The organism is Streptococcus mitis (genome assembly GCF_047464945.1).
Taxonomy (GTDB): Bacteria; Bacillota; Bacilli; order Lactobacillales; family Streptococcaceae; genus Streptococcus; species Streptococcus mitis_EA.
The window spans coordinates 165327-183301 of record NZ_JASHAX010000002.1 but is presented as its reverse complement, the minus strand read 5'-3'; the positions used below and the strand labels follow the sequence as shown (position 1 = coordinate 183301).

18 protein-coding genes are annotated in these 17975 nt (G+C 41.5%); all 18 read right to left on the bottom strand.

What is annotated here, in order from left to right; translation table 11 throughout:
* Positions 1 to 29: 29 nt before the first annotated feature.
* Positions 30 to 854, bottom strand: a complete 825-nt coding sequence (gene nadE / locus QM424_RS03560; RefSeq protein ID WP_261053697.1) for an ammonia-dependent NAD(+) synthetase — start codon at positions 852 to 854, stop codon at positions 30 to 32.
* Complete coding sequence (locus QM424_RS03555) at positions 851 to 2311, bottom strand: nicotinate phosphoribosyltransferase (RefSeq protein ID WP_414393040.1); 1461 nt, start codon at positions 2309 to 2311, stop codon at positions 851 to 853. Before QM424_RS03555 ends, nadE begins: the two co-directional genes overlap by 4 nt.
* A gap of 115 nt (positions 2312 to 2426) precedes the next feature.
* Entirely contained in the window at positions 2427 to 2915 is a 489-nt protein-coding gene (locus QM424_RS03550) for a DUF6773 family protein (protein ID WP_414393037.1), read from the bottom strand.
* Entirely contained in the window at positions 2905 to 3378 is a 474-nt protein-coding gene (locus tag QM424_RS03545) for a DUF6773 family protein (RefSeq protein ID WP_414393035.1), read from the bottom strand. Before QM424_RS03545 ends, QM424_RS03550 begins: the two co-directional genes overlap by 11 nt.
* Positions 3368 to 3577 carry a helix-turn-helix transcriptional regulator gene (locus QM424_RS03540; protein ID WP_001107502.1) on the bottom strand — a complete coding sequence of 70 codons (210 nt, stop codon included), beginning with the start codon at positions 3575 to 3577 and terminating at the stop codon, positions 3368 to 3370. Before QM424_RS03540 ends, QM424_RS03545 begins: the two co-directional genes overlap by 11 nt.
* A 350-nt stretch (positions 3578 to 3927) precedes the next feature.
* Positions 3928 to 4338 carry a GNAT family N-acetyltransferase gene (locus QM424_RS03535; protein ID WP_261091542.1) on the bottom strand — a complete coding sequence of 137 codons (411 nt, stop codon included), beginning with the start codon at positions 4336 to 4338 and terminating at the stop codon, positions 3928 to 3930.
* A 100-nt stretch (positions 4339 to 4438) separates the two neighbouring features.
* Complete coding sequence (locus QM424_RS03530) at positions 4439 to 5803, bottom strand: amino acid permease (RefSeq protein WP_070479450.1); 1365 nt, start codon at positions 5801 to 5803, stop codon at positions 4439 to 4441.
* Positions 5804 to 5878: 75 nt separating this feature from the next.
* The gene (gene greA, locus QM424_RS03525; RefSeq protein WP_261065012.1) at positions 5879 to 6361 is read right to left on the bottom strand and encodes a transcription elongation factor GreA; all 483 of its coding nucleotides are present in this window, start codon (positions 6359 to 6361) and stop codon (positions 5879 to 5881) included.
* Between the two features lie 61 nt (positions 6362 to 6422).
* Positions 6423 to 8165: an endolytic transglycosylase MltG gene (gene mltG, locus QM424_RS03520; protein ID WP_414393032.1), complete on the bottom strand. Its 1743-nt coding sequence runs from the start codon at positions 8163 to 8165 to the stop codon at positions 6423 to 6425.
* Between the two features lie 122 nt (positions 8166 to 8287).
* Entirely contained in the window at positions 8288 to 8845 is a 558-nt protein-coding gene (locus QM424_RS03515) for a GNAT family N-acetyltransferase (protein ID WP_414393030.1), read from the bottom strand.
* Positions 8842 to 9303, bottom strand: coding sequence for a GNAT family N-acetyltransferase (locus QM424_RS03510; RefSeq protein ID WP_414393028.1), 462 nt, complete (start codon positions 9301 to 9303; stop codon positions 8842 to 8844). The genes QM424_RS03515 and QM424_RS03510 overlap by 4 nt, the downstream gene beginning before the upstream one ends.
* A 9-nt stretch (positions 9304 to 9312) precedes the next feature.
* A complete protein-coding gene (murC, locus tag QM424_RS03505; RefSeq protein WP_414393026.1) occupies positions 9313 to 10647 on the bottom strand; it encodes a UDP-N-acetylmuramate--L-alanine ligase in 1335 nt (444 codons plus the stop codon).
* Positions 10648 to 10657: 10 nt separating this feature from the next.
* A complete protein-coding gene (locus tag QM424_RS03500) occupies positions 10658 to 11275 on the bottom strand; it encodes a divisome accessory protein ZapJ (RefSeq protein WP_016398587.1) in 618 nt (205 codons plus the stop codon).
* Positions 11276 to 11322: 47 nt separating this feature from the next.
* Positions 11323 to 14421, bottom strand: coding sequence for a pilus expression-regulating Snf2 family helicase (locus tag QM424_RS03495; RefSeq protein ID WP_414393023.1), 3099 nt, complete (start codon positions 14419 to 14421; stop codon positions 11323 to 11325).
* 92 nt (positions 14422 to 14513) lie between these two features.
* Positions 14514 to 15680, bottom strand: a complete 1167-nt coding sequence (locus QM424_RS03490; protein WP_414393021.1) for a MalY/PatB family protein — start codon at positions 15678 to 15680, stop codon at positions 14514 to 14516.
* 7 nt (positions 15681 to 15687) lie between these two features.
* Positions 15688 to 16782 (bottom strand): cystathionine gamma-synthase, encoded by a 1095-nt coding sequence (locus tag QM424_RS03485; protein ID WP_414393019.1) that lies wholly within the window; start codon positions 16780 to 16782, stop codon positions 15688 to 15690.
* Between the two features lie 138 nt (positions 16783 to 16920).
* Positions 16921 to 17160 carry a hypothetical protein gene (locus QM424_RS03480; RefSeq protein ID WP_414393017.1) on the bottom strand — a complete coding sequence of 80 codons (240 nt, stop codon included), beginning with the start codon at positions 17158 to 17160 and terminating at the stop codon, positions 16921 to 16923.
* Between the two features lie 74 nt (positions 17161 to 17234).
* Positions 17235 to 17690: a hypothetical protein gene (locus QM424_RS03475; RefSeq protein ID WP_414393015.1), complete on the bottom strand. Its 456-nt coding sequence runs from the start codon at positions 17688 to 17690 to the stop codon at positions 17235 to 17237.
* Between the last annotated feature and the right edge of the window lie 285 nt (positions 17691 to 17975).

Here is a 17975-nt window from a genome sequence, read left to right as displayed (position 1 = left end):
CTCAAGCTAAAAAGGTCCCCCGGACCTTTTTACTCCCAAAAGTCATCAAATACAGTGATGGGTAGGTGGCGTTTGTGTTGGCCTTTGTGCCACCAGTTTTCGATAGTCGCTTGAGCTTCTAGGCTGATTGTTTTGCCTTCTAGGTAGTCGTCAATCTCTTCATAAGTGACTCCGAGGGCTACTTCATCAGCTAGACCTGGTTTATCTTCTTCTAGGTCTGCTGTTGGGATTTTTTCATAAAGGGCTGGGTCTGCACCAAGTTCCTGCAAGAGTTGTTTTCCTTGGCGTTTATTGAGGCGGTAAAGAGGGAGAATATCCGCACCTCCGTCACCAAACTTGGTAAAGAAACCTGTGATATTTTCCGCGGCGTGGTCTGTCCCAATGACCGCTCCGCTATGGGAACCAGCAAGGGCATACTGGGCAATCATACGGCTACGAGCCTTGATATTTCCCTTATTAAAGTCTGAAACAGGACTACCTGTCGCTTCAACTGCTGCTGTCATAGCATCTGCAGATTCCTTGATATTCACAACCAAGCTGACATCTGGCTGGATGAATGCTAGGGCTTTTTGAGCATCTGCTTCATCGGCTTGTACTCCATATGGCAGGCGGACAGCGATAAATTTGTAGCTGTCATCTCCCGTTTCTGCTCGCAGTTCTTCCATAGCTAGTTGAGCCAAACGACCTGCTAAGGTTGAGTCTTGTCCCCCAGAAATCCCTAGTACAAAGGTTTTTAGGAAGGGATGTTTTTTCAGATATCTTTTTAAGAAATCAATGGAACGACGGATTTCTTCTTGGGCATCAATCACCGGTTTGACACCCAGCTCTTGGATAATCGTTTCTTGCAAACTCATTCTTCTTCTCCTTCACCAAGAGCTTCCTTGCGCATTTTGTCAATCAAGTCCATCTTGTCTTGCCATACATCACGCGCCAAATCCACTGGATAATGCTGCGGATTAAGCACGCGCTTGTACTCATCCCACAACTTGTCAAATTCCTTACGAGCATAATCCTGAATCTCAGTCAAGCTAGGCAGGTTGTAAATCAATTTTCCGTCTTTGAAGATATCCACCAAGAGAGGAACAGCGTCAAAATTACGAACGGTCTTCTTGATGTAAGTATAAGTCGGATGGAACATCTTAATTTCTGTCATGTCGCTCACATCCACACCATCATAGGTAATGTAATCGCCTTCTGACTTACCTTTTTCACGACTGGTAATACGCCACACCTGCTTCTTACCTGGCGTAGACACTTTTTCCGCATTATTAGACAGCTTGATGGTATTGCGCATGTTCCCATTTTCATCTTCGATCGCAACAATCTTATAAACCGCCCCAAGAGCTGGTTGGTCATAGGCTGTAATCAGCTTGGTACCCACACCCCAGACATCAATCTTGGCCTTTTGCATCTTGAGGTTGAGGATAGTATTTTCGTCCAAATCATTAGAAGCATAAATCTTAGCCTCTGTAAATCCAGCCTCGTCTAGTTGCTGACGGACTTTCTTGGAAATGTAGGCAATATCCCCAGAGTCAATCCGCACACCCATAAAGTTAATCTGATCGCCCAGTTCACGCGCCACCTGAATGGCCGCTGGCACACCGATACGAAGGGTGTCATAGGTATCCACAAGAAAAACGCAATTTTTGTGGGTTGCAGCATAAGCCTTAAAGGCCTCATAGTCGTTACCATAAACCTGTACCAAGGCATGGGCATGGGTCCCCAAAACAGGAATGTCAAAGAGTTTACCAGCACGCACGTTGCTGGTTCCATTGGCACCACCAATCACCGCTGCGCGTGTTCCCCAGATAGCCGCATCCATTTCTTGAGCCCGACGTGTCCCAAACTCCATCAAGGGTTCGTCTTCAATAACCGAGCGAATACGAGCTGCCTTAGTCGCCACCAAAGTCTGGTAGTTGACGATGTTCAAAAGAGCCGTTTCGACCAATTGACATTGGGCTAGAGGCCCTTCCACCTGCACAATTGGCTCATTGGCAAAGACCAAGTCCCCTTCTTGGGCAGAACGAACGGTCAACTCCAACTTGAAATTGCGGAGATAGTCCAAGAATGCCCCATGATAGCCAAGCGACTCCAAATAGGCGATATCACTATCCGAAAAACGCAAACCTTCAAGATAGCTCACAATTCTTTCCAAACCTGCAAAAACTGCATAGCCATTCTTAAAAGGCTGCTGGCGGAAATACACCTCAAAGACCGCCTTTTTATTGTGAATCCCTTGGTCAAAGTAAACCTGCATCATGTTAATCTGGTACAAGTCCGTGTGCAATGTCAAACTATCATCTGGATACATACTTTTCCTACTTCCTTAACTAGAAATACATGAAAATTTTCAAGAACTTTCATGTATTCCAATAAATTAGTACTATTATATCACATTTTAGCTGGATTGAGAAAAGAGTAACAAGCTATTCTCCACTCTCCAATTCATCCATGTCTTGCTCAAATTTTTTCTGAGCCCATTCACCATAGCTCTTCAAACCAAGATTGCCGATAAAGACCCAAGGAAGATAAATAACATAAGTAATGACCCAAGCAGACAGGTATTTAACGTTCAAAGGATTGTGCTGATAAATTTCTATATTGAATTGATAATTCTGCAACATCAAAAGAGCCGTAATAGCCAAGGTTAAGAAAAAGCAACCCAAAATCGTAAAATGAAAACGACTATAGTAGGTTACTCTCAGATAACGGGCACGATTGAAAAAGAAGAAAATTCCTACTATCAGAGTATAGACTAGAAAATTCGGATTAAAAAGAGATGGAGCCAGCACTGCCACCAAATAGCTTAGAAGTACAAGCCCAATAAAGAGTGAAAAAGACTCTGCCCCCGCTTTATTCATCAGTTGTTCTTCTCTTTCGTCTAATAATTGATAATAAAAAAATCTATTTTTCATCTTCTTCCTCCCAAACTTGCTGATTTCTGCGATTCAAGTATAGGATAACTCTATCCATAGAATAACTCCCAACGAGATAGATGATAACTGCTAGAACCACTTTTAGGGAGTACTTCCAAGTCAATAGACTGACCAGTTCCTCGCGATTGCCTATGATATCAATCAATAAAATCACTATAGAAAATCCCAAAGCAGATAAAATTCTTTCTTTTCCAGTATTCTCAACAATATCTCGAATATCAATTCCTACATACATGCGGCGAATAATGACATACAAACCTACTCCAATCAATAAAAGTAATTCTGGTGAATAGGATAGAAGCGTTAAATTAAAAATATAAACTTTGGCAAAAATTTCCAGTGCCAAAAATAGGCACATTCCCAAAAGAATTTCTCCTGAAATCTTTCCATCCAATTTTTCTGTACGTTCATCTTTGATCACAAGTTTTTTTCTATTTTTCATCTTCTTCCTCCCAAAATAGTTGGTCTAATGTTTTTCCTAAGCATCTGCAAATGGACTGGCAGAGGGAGAGACTAGGATTGTATTTCCCAGCTTCAATCAAGCCTATAGTCTGCCTAGTAACGCCCACAGCTTCTGCCAAATCCCCTTGTGTTAAATCACGCTCCACCCGAGCTAATTTTAATTTTAAATTTTTAGCCACTAGCGTCCTCCTTCACATTCTTAAAAAGTTGCGCCTCTTTTCAACAACATTATATCATATATCTAACTTAATGCAATATATAAATGTCATTTTGTAAAATTTTATTAACAAAAAACTCTCTACCACAAAATAGAGAGTGTTAAGTTTAAATATAGGATTTCAAAATATCGACGACATCACTTCTTTTCTTAACCTTATAGACCTTGATTACCAATTTCTCAGCTGCGATTGTATTGTCCTCAATATCGTCTAGACAGACACAATTTCTAGATTCTAACTAGTATTTACCGAGAATCTCCTTCATACTTATGTCAACCCCCCCCTCTTTGCCTTATACTTTCATATTCTCCTTACAAATCCTTTTGGTAATAATATCTTTGCCCAATGTAGGGATAGTCTTGTAAGGTAAAGACTTCCTTGTAGCCATGGCTTTTATAAAAATCTGGAGCCTGAAACTGGTAAGTATTGACAAAAGCAAAACGACAATTTCGATTCTTAGCTTCAGTTTCTGCTTGCTGCAATAGTTTTGAACCGATTCCTTGCCCTCTCAGTTCCTCTTTTACAAATAAATACTCGATTTCTAGCCAATTTCCAAAAGTCTCTGCTATCAAACCTGCCAGGAGATTGCCCTTTTCATCTTCGACATAAAGATTCAGTGGCTCACTTTCAGCCTCTTCTCTTTTTGAACGATTATAAGCACGAATCAGATTCCCTATTTCTTGTGATTTATGGGATTCCTTATTTTCCAATCTAAAGTACATCTAAACCTCCTTAAACACTGTTACAGCTTGATTATAGTCCTATTTCAATAGACTGTCAAACTAACAAAAACTCACCAACCTGAGTTGATGAGTTTCAAATCTATTTTCTAAATTTCCACTGGCTATAAATCCCGAAACCGATAATCCAAATAGCTGATCCGATTGCTCCTACAAATGTAGACTCTTGTAAAAAGAGGGTTACAAAGACAAAGGCAAAGAAGAGCATGGTTAAAGGATTTAGGAAACGATAATGGGGCATGAGATAACCATCTGCCATAAAGTCTGGTGACTTGCGGTATTTAAGGTGAGCCACCATAATCAAGATATAAATGGCGATATAGACACCTGATGATGATGCCGTAATCAAGGCAAAGGCATCAGAAACACCTGGCAAGACGTTGATAAAGGCTGCTAGGGCAATCAAAATCGCTGAAGCAATGATGGCATTTTGTGGCACGTTATGACGAGAAAGAGTATCTGCCTTAATAGCCTTTAAGAATGGATTTGGCGAATCATGGGCAATCTGGTACAAATGACGACCTGTTGAATAAAGGGTTGAGTTAAGAGCAGATGCTGCTGACGTCAAGACGACAAAGTTAATCAAGGCCGCTGCCCACTTGATACCTGCCAATTCAAATACCGTAACAAAGGGAGAATCAGCTGAAGCAAGTTCACGCCACGGAATGATAGCCATGATGGCTAAGAGGGCACCACCGTAGAAAAAGGCGATACGCAAAGGAATTTCCTTAACGGCTTTTGGCAAGACCTGACGTGGATTTTTGGTTTCAGAAGTTGTTACTCCAATAAACTCAATCATTAGATAAGCAAAGAAAACCATCTGAAAGGCCATGACAAAGTTGACTCCACCATTTGGGAAGAGGGAGAAATTGTCGGCGATATTGGCCAAACTTGCTACTCCATGTGGTGTCTTAAAGCCTGTCAAGACCATAAAGACTCCTGTGGCAATCATAGCTAAAATAGCCACAATCTTGACCATAGCAAACCAAAACTCAACTTCTCCAAAGAGCTTCACCGCAATCAGATTGACCAAGGCTAGAATAGTCAAAAATCCTATCTCAATCATCCAACTTGGCCAGCTAGGGAACCAAAACTGAACATAATGAGAGATGGCTGTGATTTCTGCCATACCGATAAAGACAACAGATAGCCAGTAAGACCAAACTGAGAAATAACCCCAGCCCTTACCCAAATGGCGCGTGATAAAGTTGATAAAGGTATGTTGCTCAGGGTCTTGGTAGAGCATTTCTCCAACCGCACGCATCATGAGGAACATGAAAGCCCCAGTAATCATATAAATCAGTACAATGGAAGGACCTGTTAGGCTGATAGAGCGACCTGCTCCCAAAAAGAGTCCTGTTCCAATTGTTCCAGCAATGGCCATAACCTGCACGTGACGATTGGTCAGACCACGCTCCATCTTATTTTTTTTCTTCTTTGAACTCATATCGTCTCCAATTCAATTTAAAATGGAAAAAGGAGTGAGTGAAGCGCATCGCCTCCCCACTCCTTTTTTCTATTTTTAGGCTGTTTTTTCAACCTTCAAGATTTTTACATCATAACTACCAACAGGTGTTTCAATGGTTGCTGTATCACCTGTTTTCTTACCAATCAAGGCTTGTCCGATTGGGCTTTCATTTGAAACTTTACCAGCAAAGGCATCCGCACCCGCTGAACCTACGATAATATAAACTTCTTCTTCGTCCTCACCAATTTCTTGGATAGTGACTGTTTTACCAATCGCTACTTCGTCTTGGGCAACTGAGTCGCTATTGACGATTTCAGCGTAACGGATTTTTGTTTCCAAGCTAGAGATTTGTCCTTCGACAAAGGCTTGTTCATCCTTAGCTGCTTCGTATTCACTGTTTTCAGAAAGGTCACCGTATGAACGAGCAATTTTAATGCGTTCTACCACTTCTGGTCGGCGGACCAATTTCAATTCTTCTAATTCTTTTTCCAGTTTTACCTTTTCCTCAAGGGTCATAGGATATGTTTTTTCTGCCATTTTTCTCAACTTTCTTCTAATGATATTCTCTAAAGAAAATTATGTGAAGCATCACATAATTTTAGTTTGTTTGGTTTAACTTGCTGTTGACATGTTCAGCAACATTCCGATCATGTTCTTCTTTATTGCTAGCATAGTAGACCTTACCATCTGTCACATCTGCAACAAAGTAAAGGTTCTCACTCTTAGTCTGATTGATACTTGACTCGATAGCATCCAAGCTTGGACTATCTACTGGACCAGGCATGAGGCCTAGATTTGTATAAACATTGTATGGTGAATTAATCGATGTATCGATTCCAGCATCGTCGGCAAGACTAATCTTCTGACCAAGTTTGCCTTGGGCATACAAGATGGCAATATTGCTTTGAAGTGGCATACCAAGATTCAAGCGATTGTAGAATACACCTGCAATCAACTTACGGTCTTCCGTCTTAGCGCCTTCTTTTTCGACAAGAGAAGCAATGGTCAGCAATTCATTGACCGTCAAATTCTTAGACTTAATCGTACTGTAATGAGGCGCTAAAGTCTTGTCCATAGCTGCCAACATCTCATCAATCAAGCTTTCAATAGTTGTGCTTTCCTTGATAGAGTATGTAGCTGGGAAGAGGAATCCTTCCAAACGGTAACGAACGCCACTTTCCTTTGTAGGCAAGCTTTCAAGTAGACTAGGATATTTGGCAACTTCTTGGCTGATAAAGTTTTCATCTTGAACTTTTGCCAGAAAGGCATCCGCTGTCAAAGGCTCTTTGAATTCACCTTGCAATTGACCTACAGCTTGTGCCATTTGATCAATCGTATAACCTTCTGGAATTGTCAAAGTCGCAAGGACAGGTTCTTGAGCTTCAGCTGTTCCACCTTTTTGTAGTTCGTGGATGATATCTTCTGTACTCATGCTCTTTTGCAAATTATAGTAACCTGATTTCAAATCAGTATAATTTTTGTACTTAGCATACAAACCAAAAACTAGACCGTGTTTAATCAAGCCGGCACCTTCAAGTGTCTTACCGATTTCTTGAACATTAGCCCCTTCTGGGATTTGCACCGTTACATATTGCTTAGAATCAGCGTCAACAGGCTGTAAAGATGACTGAACATACTGATAACCGAAGTAACCACATGCCGAAATCAAACCTAAGAAAATGAGTAGAGAAATGAAGAAGGCCTTAAATCCTGATTTTTTCTTCTTGGGTGACTTAACCGTCTCACGACGGCTACGACGTGGAGTTGCAGGCATTTCTTCTACAACTTTCTTTTCCACTACTGGTTTTGAAGTAGGAACTTCTCTTTTTACCTCTCTCTGAGCTTCTGTCTTATAAGAAACAGCTACCCTCGTTGGGATTTCATTAAATTCCTTTTCTACTTTTCTAGGACTAACAGGTCCTGGAGTTGGTCTTGATACTCCCTCCGCTGATGGAGCAGAAGGTCCTTCTTGACTCGGGTGACTAGGAGCAAGTGGAGCTTGTCTTACAGCCTCTTCTGCGGGAGAAGAAGGCACATCTTGACTTGGATGACTTGGAACAGTAAGAGTTTCTCTTTTAATCTCATCTGATGAAGAAGCCGGTAAATCTTGGCTTGGGTGAGTAGGCACGGTAGGAGCTTTTCTCATAATCTCCTCTACAGCTGATAGAGAATCTTCCATTAACTCTTCTATCGACTGGTCATTTTTAGAAGAAAATTGGGGTTTTATTGAAGCTAAATCAACTTCTTCCTGATCTTCTTCATGTTTTTTAACTTGTTCTAAATCTCGTAAAATCTGCTCTTTAAAGCTTAATTTTTCTTCTTCTCTTGACTTTTCACTCAAAAGTTTTTCCTCCTCGTTGACAATCCATAATATTATATCTTAAAAACGAAAGAAAAGCAACCTAGCATGCTTTTCTGGCTTATTTTTTATACTCAATGAAAATCAAAGAGCAAACTAGGAAGCTAGCCGCAAGCTGTACTTGAGTACGGTAAGGCGACGCTGACGTGGTTTGAATTTGATTTTCGAAGAGTATTAGCTTCCCAGACCATATCATACCATGTTTCCCCTGCAAAGGTTGACTGGGACAGACCTTCGTTGACAAATCCATGTTTTTCATAGTAGGCGATGAGATAGTCATGACAGGTTAGGTTAATGCCTTCTCTCCCATCTTCAAGAGCCAGTTCTTTCAAGGCTGTTAGCAATTTCTGACCCAGTCCGAAGCCCTGTGCCTCTTTGGTAATGGAGAGGCAGGTCACAGAGATATAGCCACCCGTCTCATGACTATAGTCTTTTATGTCTTCTGTAAAGGACTGGTCTTGCAGATGGCGATGGGGGCCAACTGGCCCTTCTATATAACCCATGATTCTGCCCTCTTTTTCTGCAACCAGAAAAGAGGTCTGTATTTCTCGCAAATGCGCTTCAAAGACAGATTGAGGAATGGCTTCTTCTACCGAGAAATTCTCTAGTTCAATCTCGACAATCCGACCCAAATCTTCTAATCTTGCTTGTCTAATTTTCATTGTGCCTCCAGATAAAAGGGATTAAACCAAATCATACTATAACCCTGGCTAGTTGCATAAAGGGAAGTTTCTTCATCAATGAAACCGTTCATTTCAAAATAGGAAAGCAGCTCATCAGGACTCTCCAAACGAATCCCTTTGTAATCCAGCTCAACTGCCACCTCTTTCAAGGCTGCAAGAAGAAGTGTTCCCAAGCCCTGTCTCTGATGGTCAGACTCAATGACTAAAGAATGTATTTTTAGACATTGCGGATTGTCTAACTGAGGACTACCTATAACATAACCTAAAAGTTGATTTTCATCCCTAGCTAGAAGAAAGGTATCCGCAGACTTACGGATACTTTCTTCTAAAATATGGGAAGGTTGCTGCTTTTCAGCTGGAAAAGACGAAGTTTGAAGTACCTCTATCTCAGCCAAATCAGACTTACTTGCCTGAATGATCTTAATTGGAATTTCCATAAGAATATCCTATTGAACATTGCTTGTCAAGTTAGACAAGAGACGTTCAAATGAGTATTCATAGGTTTGGATGTCTCCTGCTCCCATAAAGACGTAGACAGCATTGTCATGGTCTAGAAGTGGAGAAACATTTTCAACAGTGATGACTTGGTGTTTCTTGTTGATTTTATTAGCTAGGTCTTCTACCTTGACATCACCATGGTCCACTTCACGCGCAGATCCATAGATTTGTGCTAGATAAACCGCATCCGCTTGGTTCAAAGCATGGGCAAAGTCATCCAACAAGGCAATGGTTCTTGTAAAAGTATGAGGTTGGAAAACCGCTACAATTTCCTTGCTTGGGTATTTCTGACGAGCCGCATCCAAGGTCGCAATGATTTCTGTTGGATGGTGGGCAAAGTCATCGATAATAACTGTATCATTGACAATTTTCTCAGTGAAACGACGTTTAACACCGGCAAATGTTCTCAAGTGTTCACGCACCAAGTTCAAATCAAATCCTGCTGTGTAAAGAAGAGCAATAACGGCTGTCGCATTCATGATATTGTGACGACCAAAGGTTGGAATATGGAATTGCCCCAATTCTTGACCACGGAAATGAACTGTGAAGGTTGAACCAGTCGTAGAACGAAGAAGATCGCTAGCTACAAAGTCATTGCCCTCAGCTTCAAAGCCATAATAGTAGATTGGTGCATCAGACGTAATTTTACGCAATTCAGCATCTTCACCGTAGACAAAAAGCCCCTTGGTAATTTGTTTAGCATAGTCGTTAAAGGCATTGAAAACATCCTCTAGACTTGTGAAGTAGTCTGGATGGTCAAAGTCAATATTGGTGATGATAGAGTATTCTGGGTGGTAAGGCATAAAGTGGCGCTCATATTCGTCAGATTCAAAGACAAAATATTTGGCATTGGCTGAACCACGACCGGTCCCATCCCCAATCAAGAAGCTAGTGTCTGTGATGTGAGACAAGACATGAGACAACATACCTGTCGTTGAAGTTTTTCCATGTGCTCCAGCTACTCCCATGCTAACAAAGTCACGCATAAAGCTACCTAGAAACTCATGGTAACGTTTGTAGCTGATACCATTTTGGTCTGCATAGGCAATTTCGACGTTGTTATCTGGACGAAAGGCATTTCCAGCGATAATTTCCATATCACCGTCTAGATTCTTTTCATCAAAAGGAAGAATAGTAATTCCTGCCTGCTCAAGACCCCGTTGGGTAAAGTAGTATTTTTCAACATCTGATCCCTGAACCTTGTGCCCCATCTGGTGCAACATCAAGGCCAAGGCACTCATCCCTGATCCCTTAATTCCGATAAAATGATATGTCTTTGGCATGTTTTCTCCCCTATTCTGTAATTCTGGTCAGATTCAACTCTTGGGCAACCCGACGTTCTTGTTCTGTTTGTTTACTTTTTTTATTGTAGATTTGGCTCTTCTTTAGAAAATCATAGTTGTTTTTCTTTGGAGCAGGTGCTGACACTTCTTCATTCTTGGTAGGGATAGAATGAACTTCTTCCGCCAAGATATAATGAGACTGGGTCAATTTTTGGCTATATTTGACAAATTCACCAGGATTTTCCTTTTGGAAAGGAGCTGTCGGTTGGTTGCCCTGTCTAAGAAGGCCTGATTTAGAATGACGTCTCGCACGGCTGAAATCCTGAGTTAGGTAGTTAGCAGAGCGTTTCTTTTTCAAGTCTGCACGCGCTTCTTCACGCGCCACCTCCGCATAGCTCTTTCCTTCTTTTTTAACCCCTAAAGGAGCTTTTTTAGGTTTCTCGACTTGCTTTTCAATCGGTTTTACTGGCGCCTCTTCAGTAATAGGAGCCCATTCTAAATAATTTTTATCTCGATACTCACCCTTGATATTACTGATCAGATCAGACTCATCGTACAAGTTCATGACTGGCATTTCAGTCAGCATGACCTCGTCATCTGACACCAATGGAAATCGTTCTTGTTTCATTTTCTATTTCCTTTCAACACTTCATTATAGCGTATTGTCTTGATTTTTCAAGTGCTGGCTTCAGAAATTCCCAAAATTTCTCTAATTTCTGCTAGGGTCAGACTGCCACGTGACTCTGTGCCATCCAATACTTGTGACACTAGATGTTTCTTCTGTTCTTGGAGTTCCTGAATTTTTTCTTCAATGGTTCCCTTGGTCACCAAGCGATAGACTTCCACCGTTTCTTCCTGTCCCATCCGATGGGCACGGCCAATGGCTTGCGCCTCCACCGCAGGATTCCACCAAAGGTCAACCAAGATAACCGTATCAGCACCTGTCAGGTTCAGACCAACCCCACCAGCCTTGAGGGAAATCAGAAAGGCATCTCTCTCCCCTTGATTAAAGGCCTTAGTCATGTCTTGTCTTTCCTTGGCTGGGGTTGAACCTGTAATTTTAAAGGAAGTCATGCCCAAGTCTGGCAGTTCTTGTTCAATTTTCTCCAACATTCCCTTGAACTGCGAGAAAATCAAGACACGGTGTCCACCGTCTGCCACCTGTACCAGCAGGTCTCGAAGACTATCCAGTTTGCCACTGGCTCCCTGATAATCCTCCATAAAGAGGGCAGGAGTGTCACAGATTTGGCGCAAGCGCATCAGACCAGATAAGATTTCCACCCGACTTCGCTGGAATTCCTGATCTGACACCTGATCTAAACGGTCTCGCATCTGTTGCAACTGGGCTAGGTAGATAGCCTTTTGCTGGTCTGCCAGTTCATTCTTATAAACTACTTCAATCAAGTCTGGCAATTCAGTCAGCACTTCTTCTTTCTTGCGCCTCATAACGAAAGGCTTGATAAACTGAGCCACTCGCTCTGCTGGCAATTTCATAAATTCTTTCTTGCTTGGCAAAAGTCCTGGCATGACGATTTGGAAAATAGACCACAGCTCACCTAGATGGTTTTCAATAGGAGTTCCTGACAAGGCAAAGACTGACGGCACCACAAATTGTCTCAAGGTCTGGGCTATCTTGGTCTGGGCGTTTTTCATAACCTGAGCTTCATCTAAGAAAAGAAATTCAAAGGACATCCCCTGATAAAGCTCACTGTCCTGACGGAAGGTAGCATAGCTCGTCACATAGATTTGATGGCTTTCAGCAAGAATCTCCTCACGACTAGCTTTCAAACCATGAACAACAGCCACATCCAACTGTGGGGCAAATTTCTGAAATTCATCTGCCCAGTTGTAAATCAAACCTGAAGGTGCTAAAATCAAGACTCGACTTTCTTTTGTCACTTGACTGGTCAAAAAAGCAATGCTCTGAAGAGTTTTCCCCAATCCCATATCATCAGCCAAAATCCCACCAAAACCATAATGATAGAGCATTTGTAGCCAGCTGATTCCCTTTTCCTGATAATCTCGCAAATCAGCCTGAACCTGAGTTGCTTGTCTAGGGAAGTCCTCTGGATGCGTCAAATCATGAGCCAGATTCTGGAATTCTTGTGAAAAAGAAACACGGTCACGTCCTTCAAAGAGATGAGCTAAACTATAAGCCAAGGATTTCCGAGCCTGCAAGGCCCCATCTTTTAATTCAAATTGCCCCAATTCCTGTAAATTTTGGCGAATTTTCTTGGTTTCTTCATCGAAAAAGTAGACTTGGTTAGACGAATCAATGTAAAAATCTTGATTGGCAACCAAGGCCTGCATGGCTTGATCAATTTCCTCCTGGGCAATATCTTGAAAATCAAACTGGATTTCCAAGAGCCCTCCCTTGGAAGCAATTTGCACTTGAGGGCTTGCTAGGCTATAGAGTTCTTCTAACTTGTCTGATAGATCAACATTCCCGAGTTTTTCAAAGACTGGAATGATTTCGTGGAAGAAATGATAAACAGACTCTGCTTTTAGGGCCTGACGCCAAGATTGAAAATCGGCTTCAAAGCCCGCAGTCAAACAGACTTGGAAAATTCTTTCTTCTAAGTCCGCATCACTCGAAAATGGTAATTCTTCTAGCTCTTGTCGGCTTGATACCTGCCTATCCCCATAATCAAACTGAATTTCTAAACGAATCCGATTATCCTCTTCCCTATCAAAATAAAAAGAGGGTTCAAAAGTTTTGATTTGTAACCGTTCTGGAGCTGAAACGGTCCCCATCTGGCTAAAAAGAGTTAAACAAGAAGCCAACTTATCTCGGTCACTACTATCAAATTGCAGGTATTTCTTTCCTTGTTGATCCACAGGTAGCGCTTTAATTTCCTTGAGAAGACGCATCTGCTGGTCTGTTTGAAAATAAACCTGTCCTTTATGGAAAAGCACAGCTCCCTGATAAAAGATATTAACCCTTGGACTCTCACTGATTTCCATTTCAAAATAATCCGAGTATTCTGTTACTGTAAAGGCAAATAGATTGGCATCAGCATGCATATCCTGAAAAAGCAGAGCCTGGTAGCTATCCACTTGATGGTCAAATTGAAAATGAGGCAAGGTCATCAGTAAATTCACCCCCTGCTCAAAAAAAGTCAGAGGGAAAAAGAGGTGCCGACCTTGGTTTTGGAAAAAGAGGTCTGGAGCCTGTCCTTCCTCCATCAGTCCTCGCAAGAAAGTCAGAAGTTCTTGACTGGCCTCATCAAAGGCTTCCCAAGAAAGAGACTCCTCATAAATCTTGCCAATCATATAAGACTTTCTCTGCTCGACAATCCTTAAAAAGAGTGGAATATCCCGAATGACATAGTATTTTTGGCTATTGATTTGGCCGATTCTCAGTGTCCACAAGATATGATTGGTTCCTGCTTCCACCTGCCCCACAGCCGATAATTCATAAGCACGTTCTGATTTTGGAGACAAGATTTGGTCCAAAAATTTGCCACCCAAGGTCACCTTGGTTTCAACGGCCTCTTTTTCTTCATGACCTTCTTCCAGACTCTGCAAAATTTCCTGACCACGCTCATCATTTTTTAGAAAATGCTCCAGCGCTGCCAAATGCACACAGTAGCCCCTCTTTTGGAAAAAATCGCAGGCACAAAAAACCAAATCATCCTCTAAACTATAGCGCAGTTCTTCTTCTGCAACGCGAGCGTAGAGCCGATTGTTCTTTTCCTTGATAATGTCAACCTTACCAGTTTCATAAAGGGCAACGCCTTCGATACGGACTTTCCCCGGAATCAATTTAGCCATATTTTTACCTTTACCTTATCTTTTTATTATACCATATTTTCCCCTATGAAAATAGCCTTCTAGGGATACTTTTCTCCTAGAAGGCTGGATTTTTAACGTTTGGCAAAAGTCGTCACAATCCGCTGACACACTTCTTGCAGCAGGGATTTGGGCATGGCTACATTGAGACGGGCATGGAGACTCCCTTCCTCTCCAAAATCCAAACCACGGTTGAGGATAACCTTAGCTTCATTTCTCAACAGCTCTTGCAATCTTTCATCAGTCAGATCATAGGCTGAAAAATCAAGCCAAATCAAGTAGGTTCCTTGCGGTTTCATGACCTTGATTTTAGTCTCTTTTCCAAATAAATCTACCACATAATTAATATGGTCTTCAAAGACTTGCTTGAGTTCCTCTAGCCAATCCTTCCCATAGCGATAGGCAGCTTCTGTCGCCAAATAACCCAGACCTGAAATTTCATGCTGATTATTAGCCAACTGACGTTTCTGGTAAGCCAGTCTCAACTTAGGATTTTCAATGACTGCATATGAATTTTTTGTTCCAGCGATGTTAAAGGTTTTAGTGGCACTGCTCAAGACGATAGCAAATTCTTTAAAGTCAGGATCAATGGTATTGAAGGAATGATGCTTGTGACCAAAGAGGGCCAAATCTTGGTGAATCTCATCTGAAACCAAGAAAACACCGTGTTTTTGGCAGAGTTGGCCAATCTTCTCCAAGACTTCTTTTTCCCAAACACGTCCACCAGGATTGTGAGGGTTGCAAAGAATATAGAGTTTGACCTCCTCTTCCACCAAATCCTTCTCCAGTTGGTCAAAGTCAATCTCAAACAGACCATCCTTTTCCACCAAAGAATTGGTAATCAATCTACGGTTGTTCAACTTAACACTGCGGGCAAAAGGTGGGTAGACAGGTGTGTTAATCAAAACCGCTTCACCTTCTTTTGTGAAAGCTTGAATAGCGGTTGAGATAGCCGGTACCACACCCTCGATAAAGACAAGAGCCTCTTTGTCAAAGTGGTAACCGTGTTGTGTGGCTTCCCACTTTTGAACTTCCTTAATTAACTCTTCACTGGCATAGGTATAGCCATAAACCAGTTGATCAGCGTAAGTCTGCACGGCTTGGCGGATTTCAGGCAAGACTACAAAGTCCATATCCGCTATCCAAGCTGGTAGGACTTCACTATCCGTTTCTGCTTCTTTCCATTTATAGGTATGGTGCCCTAAACGATTGGGCAGGCTTGTAAAATCATATTTTCCCATCTTTATCTTATCCTTCTAAGGCTTGGTGCAAATCTGCAATCAAATCTCTAGCATCCTCAATCCCAATCGACAAACGCAAGAGGTCATCTGTCAAACCATAAGAATGGCGCACTTCTGCTGGAATATCAGCGTGAGTTTGCGTCGTTGGATAAGTAATGAGACTTTCTACCCCACCCAAACTTTCCGCAAAAGAGAAGACCTTAAGACTGTTCAAAACATGAGGAATGCGTGTTTCATCGGCTACTTTAAAGGAAATCATCCCCCCACGACCAGTGTAGAGAACTTCCTTAACTGCGGGAGAATCCTTCAAAAAGGCAACCACTTCTTGGGCGTTAGCTGTTGAGCGCTCCATACGAAGAGACAAGGTCTTGAGACCACGAATCAATTGATAACTGTCAAATGGAGACAAGACTGCCCCTGTCGTATTGAGATTGTAGAAGAGTTTCTCGTATAGTTCTAAACTATTGGTCACAACCACTCCAGCCAAGACATCATTGTGTCCTGCTAGATACTTGGTTGCTGAATGGAGAACGATATCTGCTCCATCTTCAATCGGACGTTGGTAGATAGGGCTGTAGAAAGTATTGTCCACCACCACTTTGGCACCCTTAGCATGAGCTAATTTGGCTAGTTTTTCGATATCAAATTCCAACATCAAAGGATTGGTTGGTGTTTCGATATAGAGGACATCCACGTCCTTTTCTAACTCGGCAATCAGCTCTTCTTCTGTATTGGCATAGGTAAAATGGAATCGACCTTCCTGCTCGACTTGGTTGAACCAGCGGAAAGAACCACCGTAAAGGTCACGCACTGCTAAAACCTTACTTCCTACTGGAAAGACGCTAAAGGCCAATACAATTGCTGACATCCCTGAGCTAGTCGCTAGGGCATAATCTGCTGACTCAATAGCTGCCAAGACTTCTTCCGCCTTGCTACGAGTTGGGTTTTTAGTACGCGTATAGTCAAATCCAGTAGACTGACCAAACTCTGGGTGCTGGTAGGTCGTCGAAAAATGAAGCGGTGTTACCAAAGCTCCTGTTGCTTCGTCTGACTTGATACCCGCCTGGGCCAAAATTGTGTTAATGTGTAATTCCTTGCTCATACAATACCTCCAAATCTATAGTAACTATTGTACCACTTATTTTCATCAACTCATTTTCTTCTTTTCAAGAGCTAGTTATAGTTTTAAACTATAGACTTATACTCTTCAAAAATCTCTTCAAACCACGTCAGCGTCGCCTTACCGTAGGTATATGTTACTGACTTCGTCAGTTCTATCTGCAACCTCAAAACAGTGTTTTGAGCTGACTTCGTCAGTCTTATCTACAACCTCAAAACAGTGTTTTGAGCTGACTTCGTCAGTCTTATCTACAACCTCAAAACAGTGTTTTGAGCTGACTTCGTCAGTCTTATCTACAACCTCAAAACAGTGTTTTGAGCAACCTGCGGCTAACTTCCTAGTTTGCTCTTTGATTTTCATTGAGTACTAGCTAGTAAAGCTAAAAAGAATCCAGAAAAGCTTCCAGATTCTTTGTTTAAAATGATTGCTAGGGCTTACTTAGACTGAAAGAAATCCTGTTGGACTAAATAGTCATAATGCTCTTTGTTAAATTGATACTGCCCCACATGCTGACTAATCTGACCGACATCCACGGAAAAAATATAGGCTTCATTTTGATAGTTCCAGTTCAGCCTAACTGTATTCAAGACTGGCTTATAAGTAAAATCTTGAACTTGATTCCAAGGCATCTCCACGACGTGATTAGAATGATTTTCTGTTACATCACTGATGTTCATCAAGTAGATTCCCCTAGGCGTGAATGCCAGAATCTTAGGCTTCACACTCGACTGAACATAGTAGGAACCACCTATAATGAAAAAATCAATAAAGGATTTCAACCATGTCTTTTTCTTGAAAGCCATCAGAAAATTCTTTTGCCCTTCAATGTGGCAAGTTGAGAGAAATGATTCAATCTGTTTTTCTGTTGCAAACTCCATAATAGCACCCATGATGATACCTCCATAACGATTAGTAAATAGGTAGATAAGAACTCTTCACATAAAGAAGAACTTATCAATTATTGCGTTTTATCTTACTTTCACTGTAGATAGCATCCCTCCTATAATATTACCCTAGTATATGCATACTTCAGTTAACACTGGGTAGATTTTCGAAAATAGTTTCTCACGTTTTTATTATATTCATTATAACATAATTCCAACAAACAAATAAAAAAATGTGATATTTTTCCTTCCAAATTTGCCATCATTCTATTAAAAAACGACAGTTTCTTT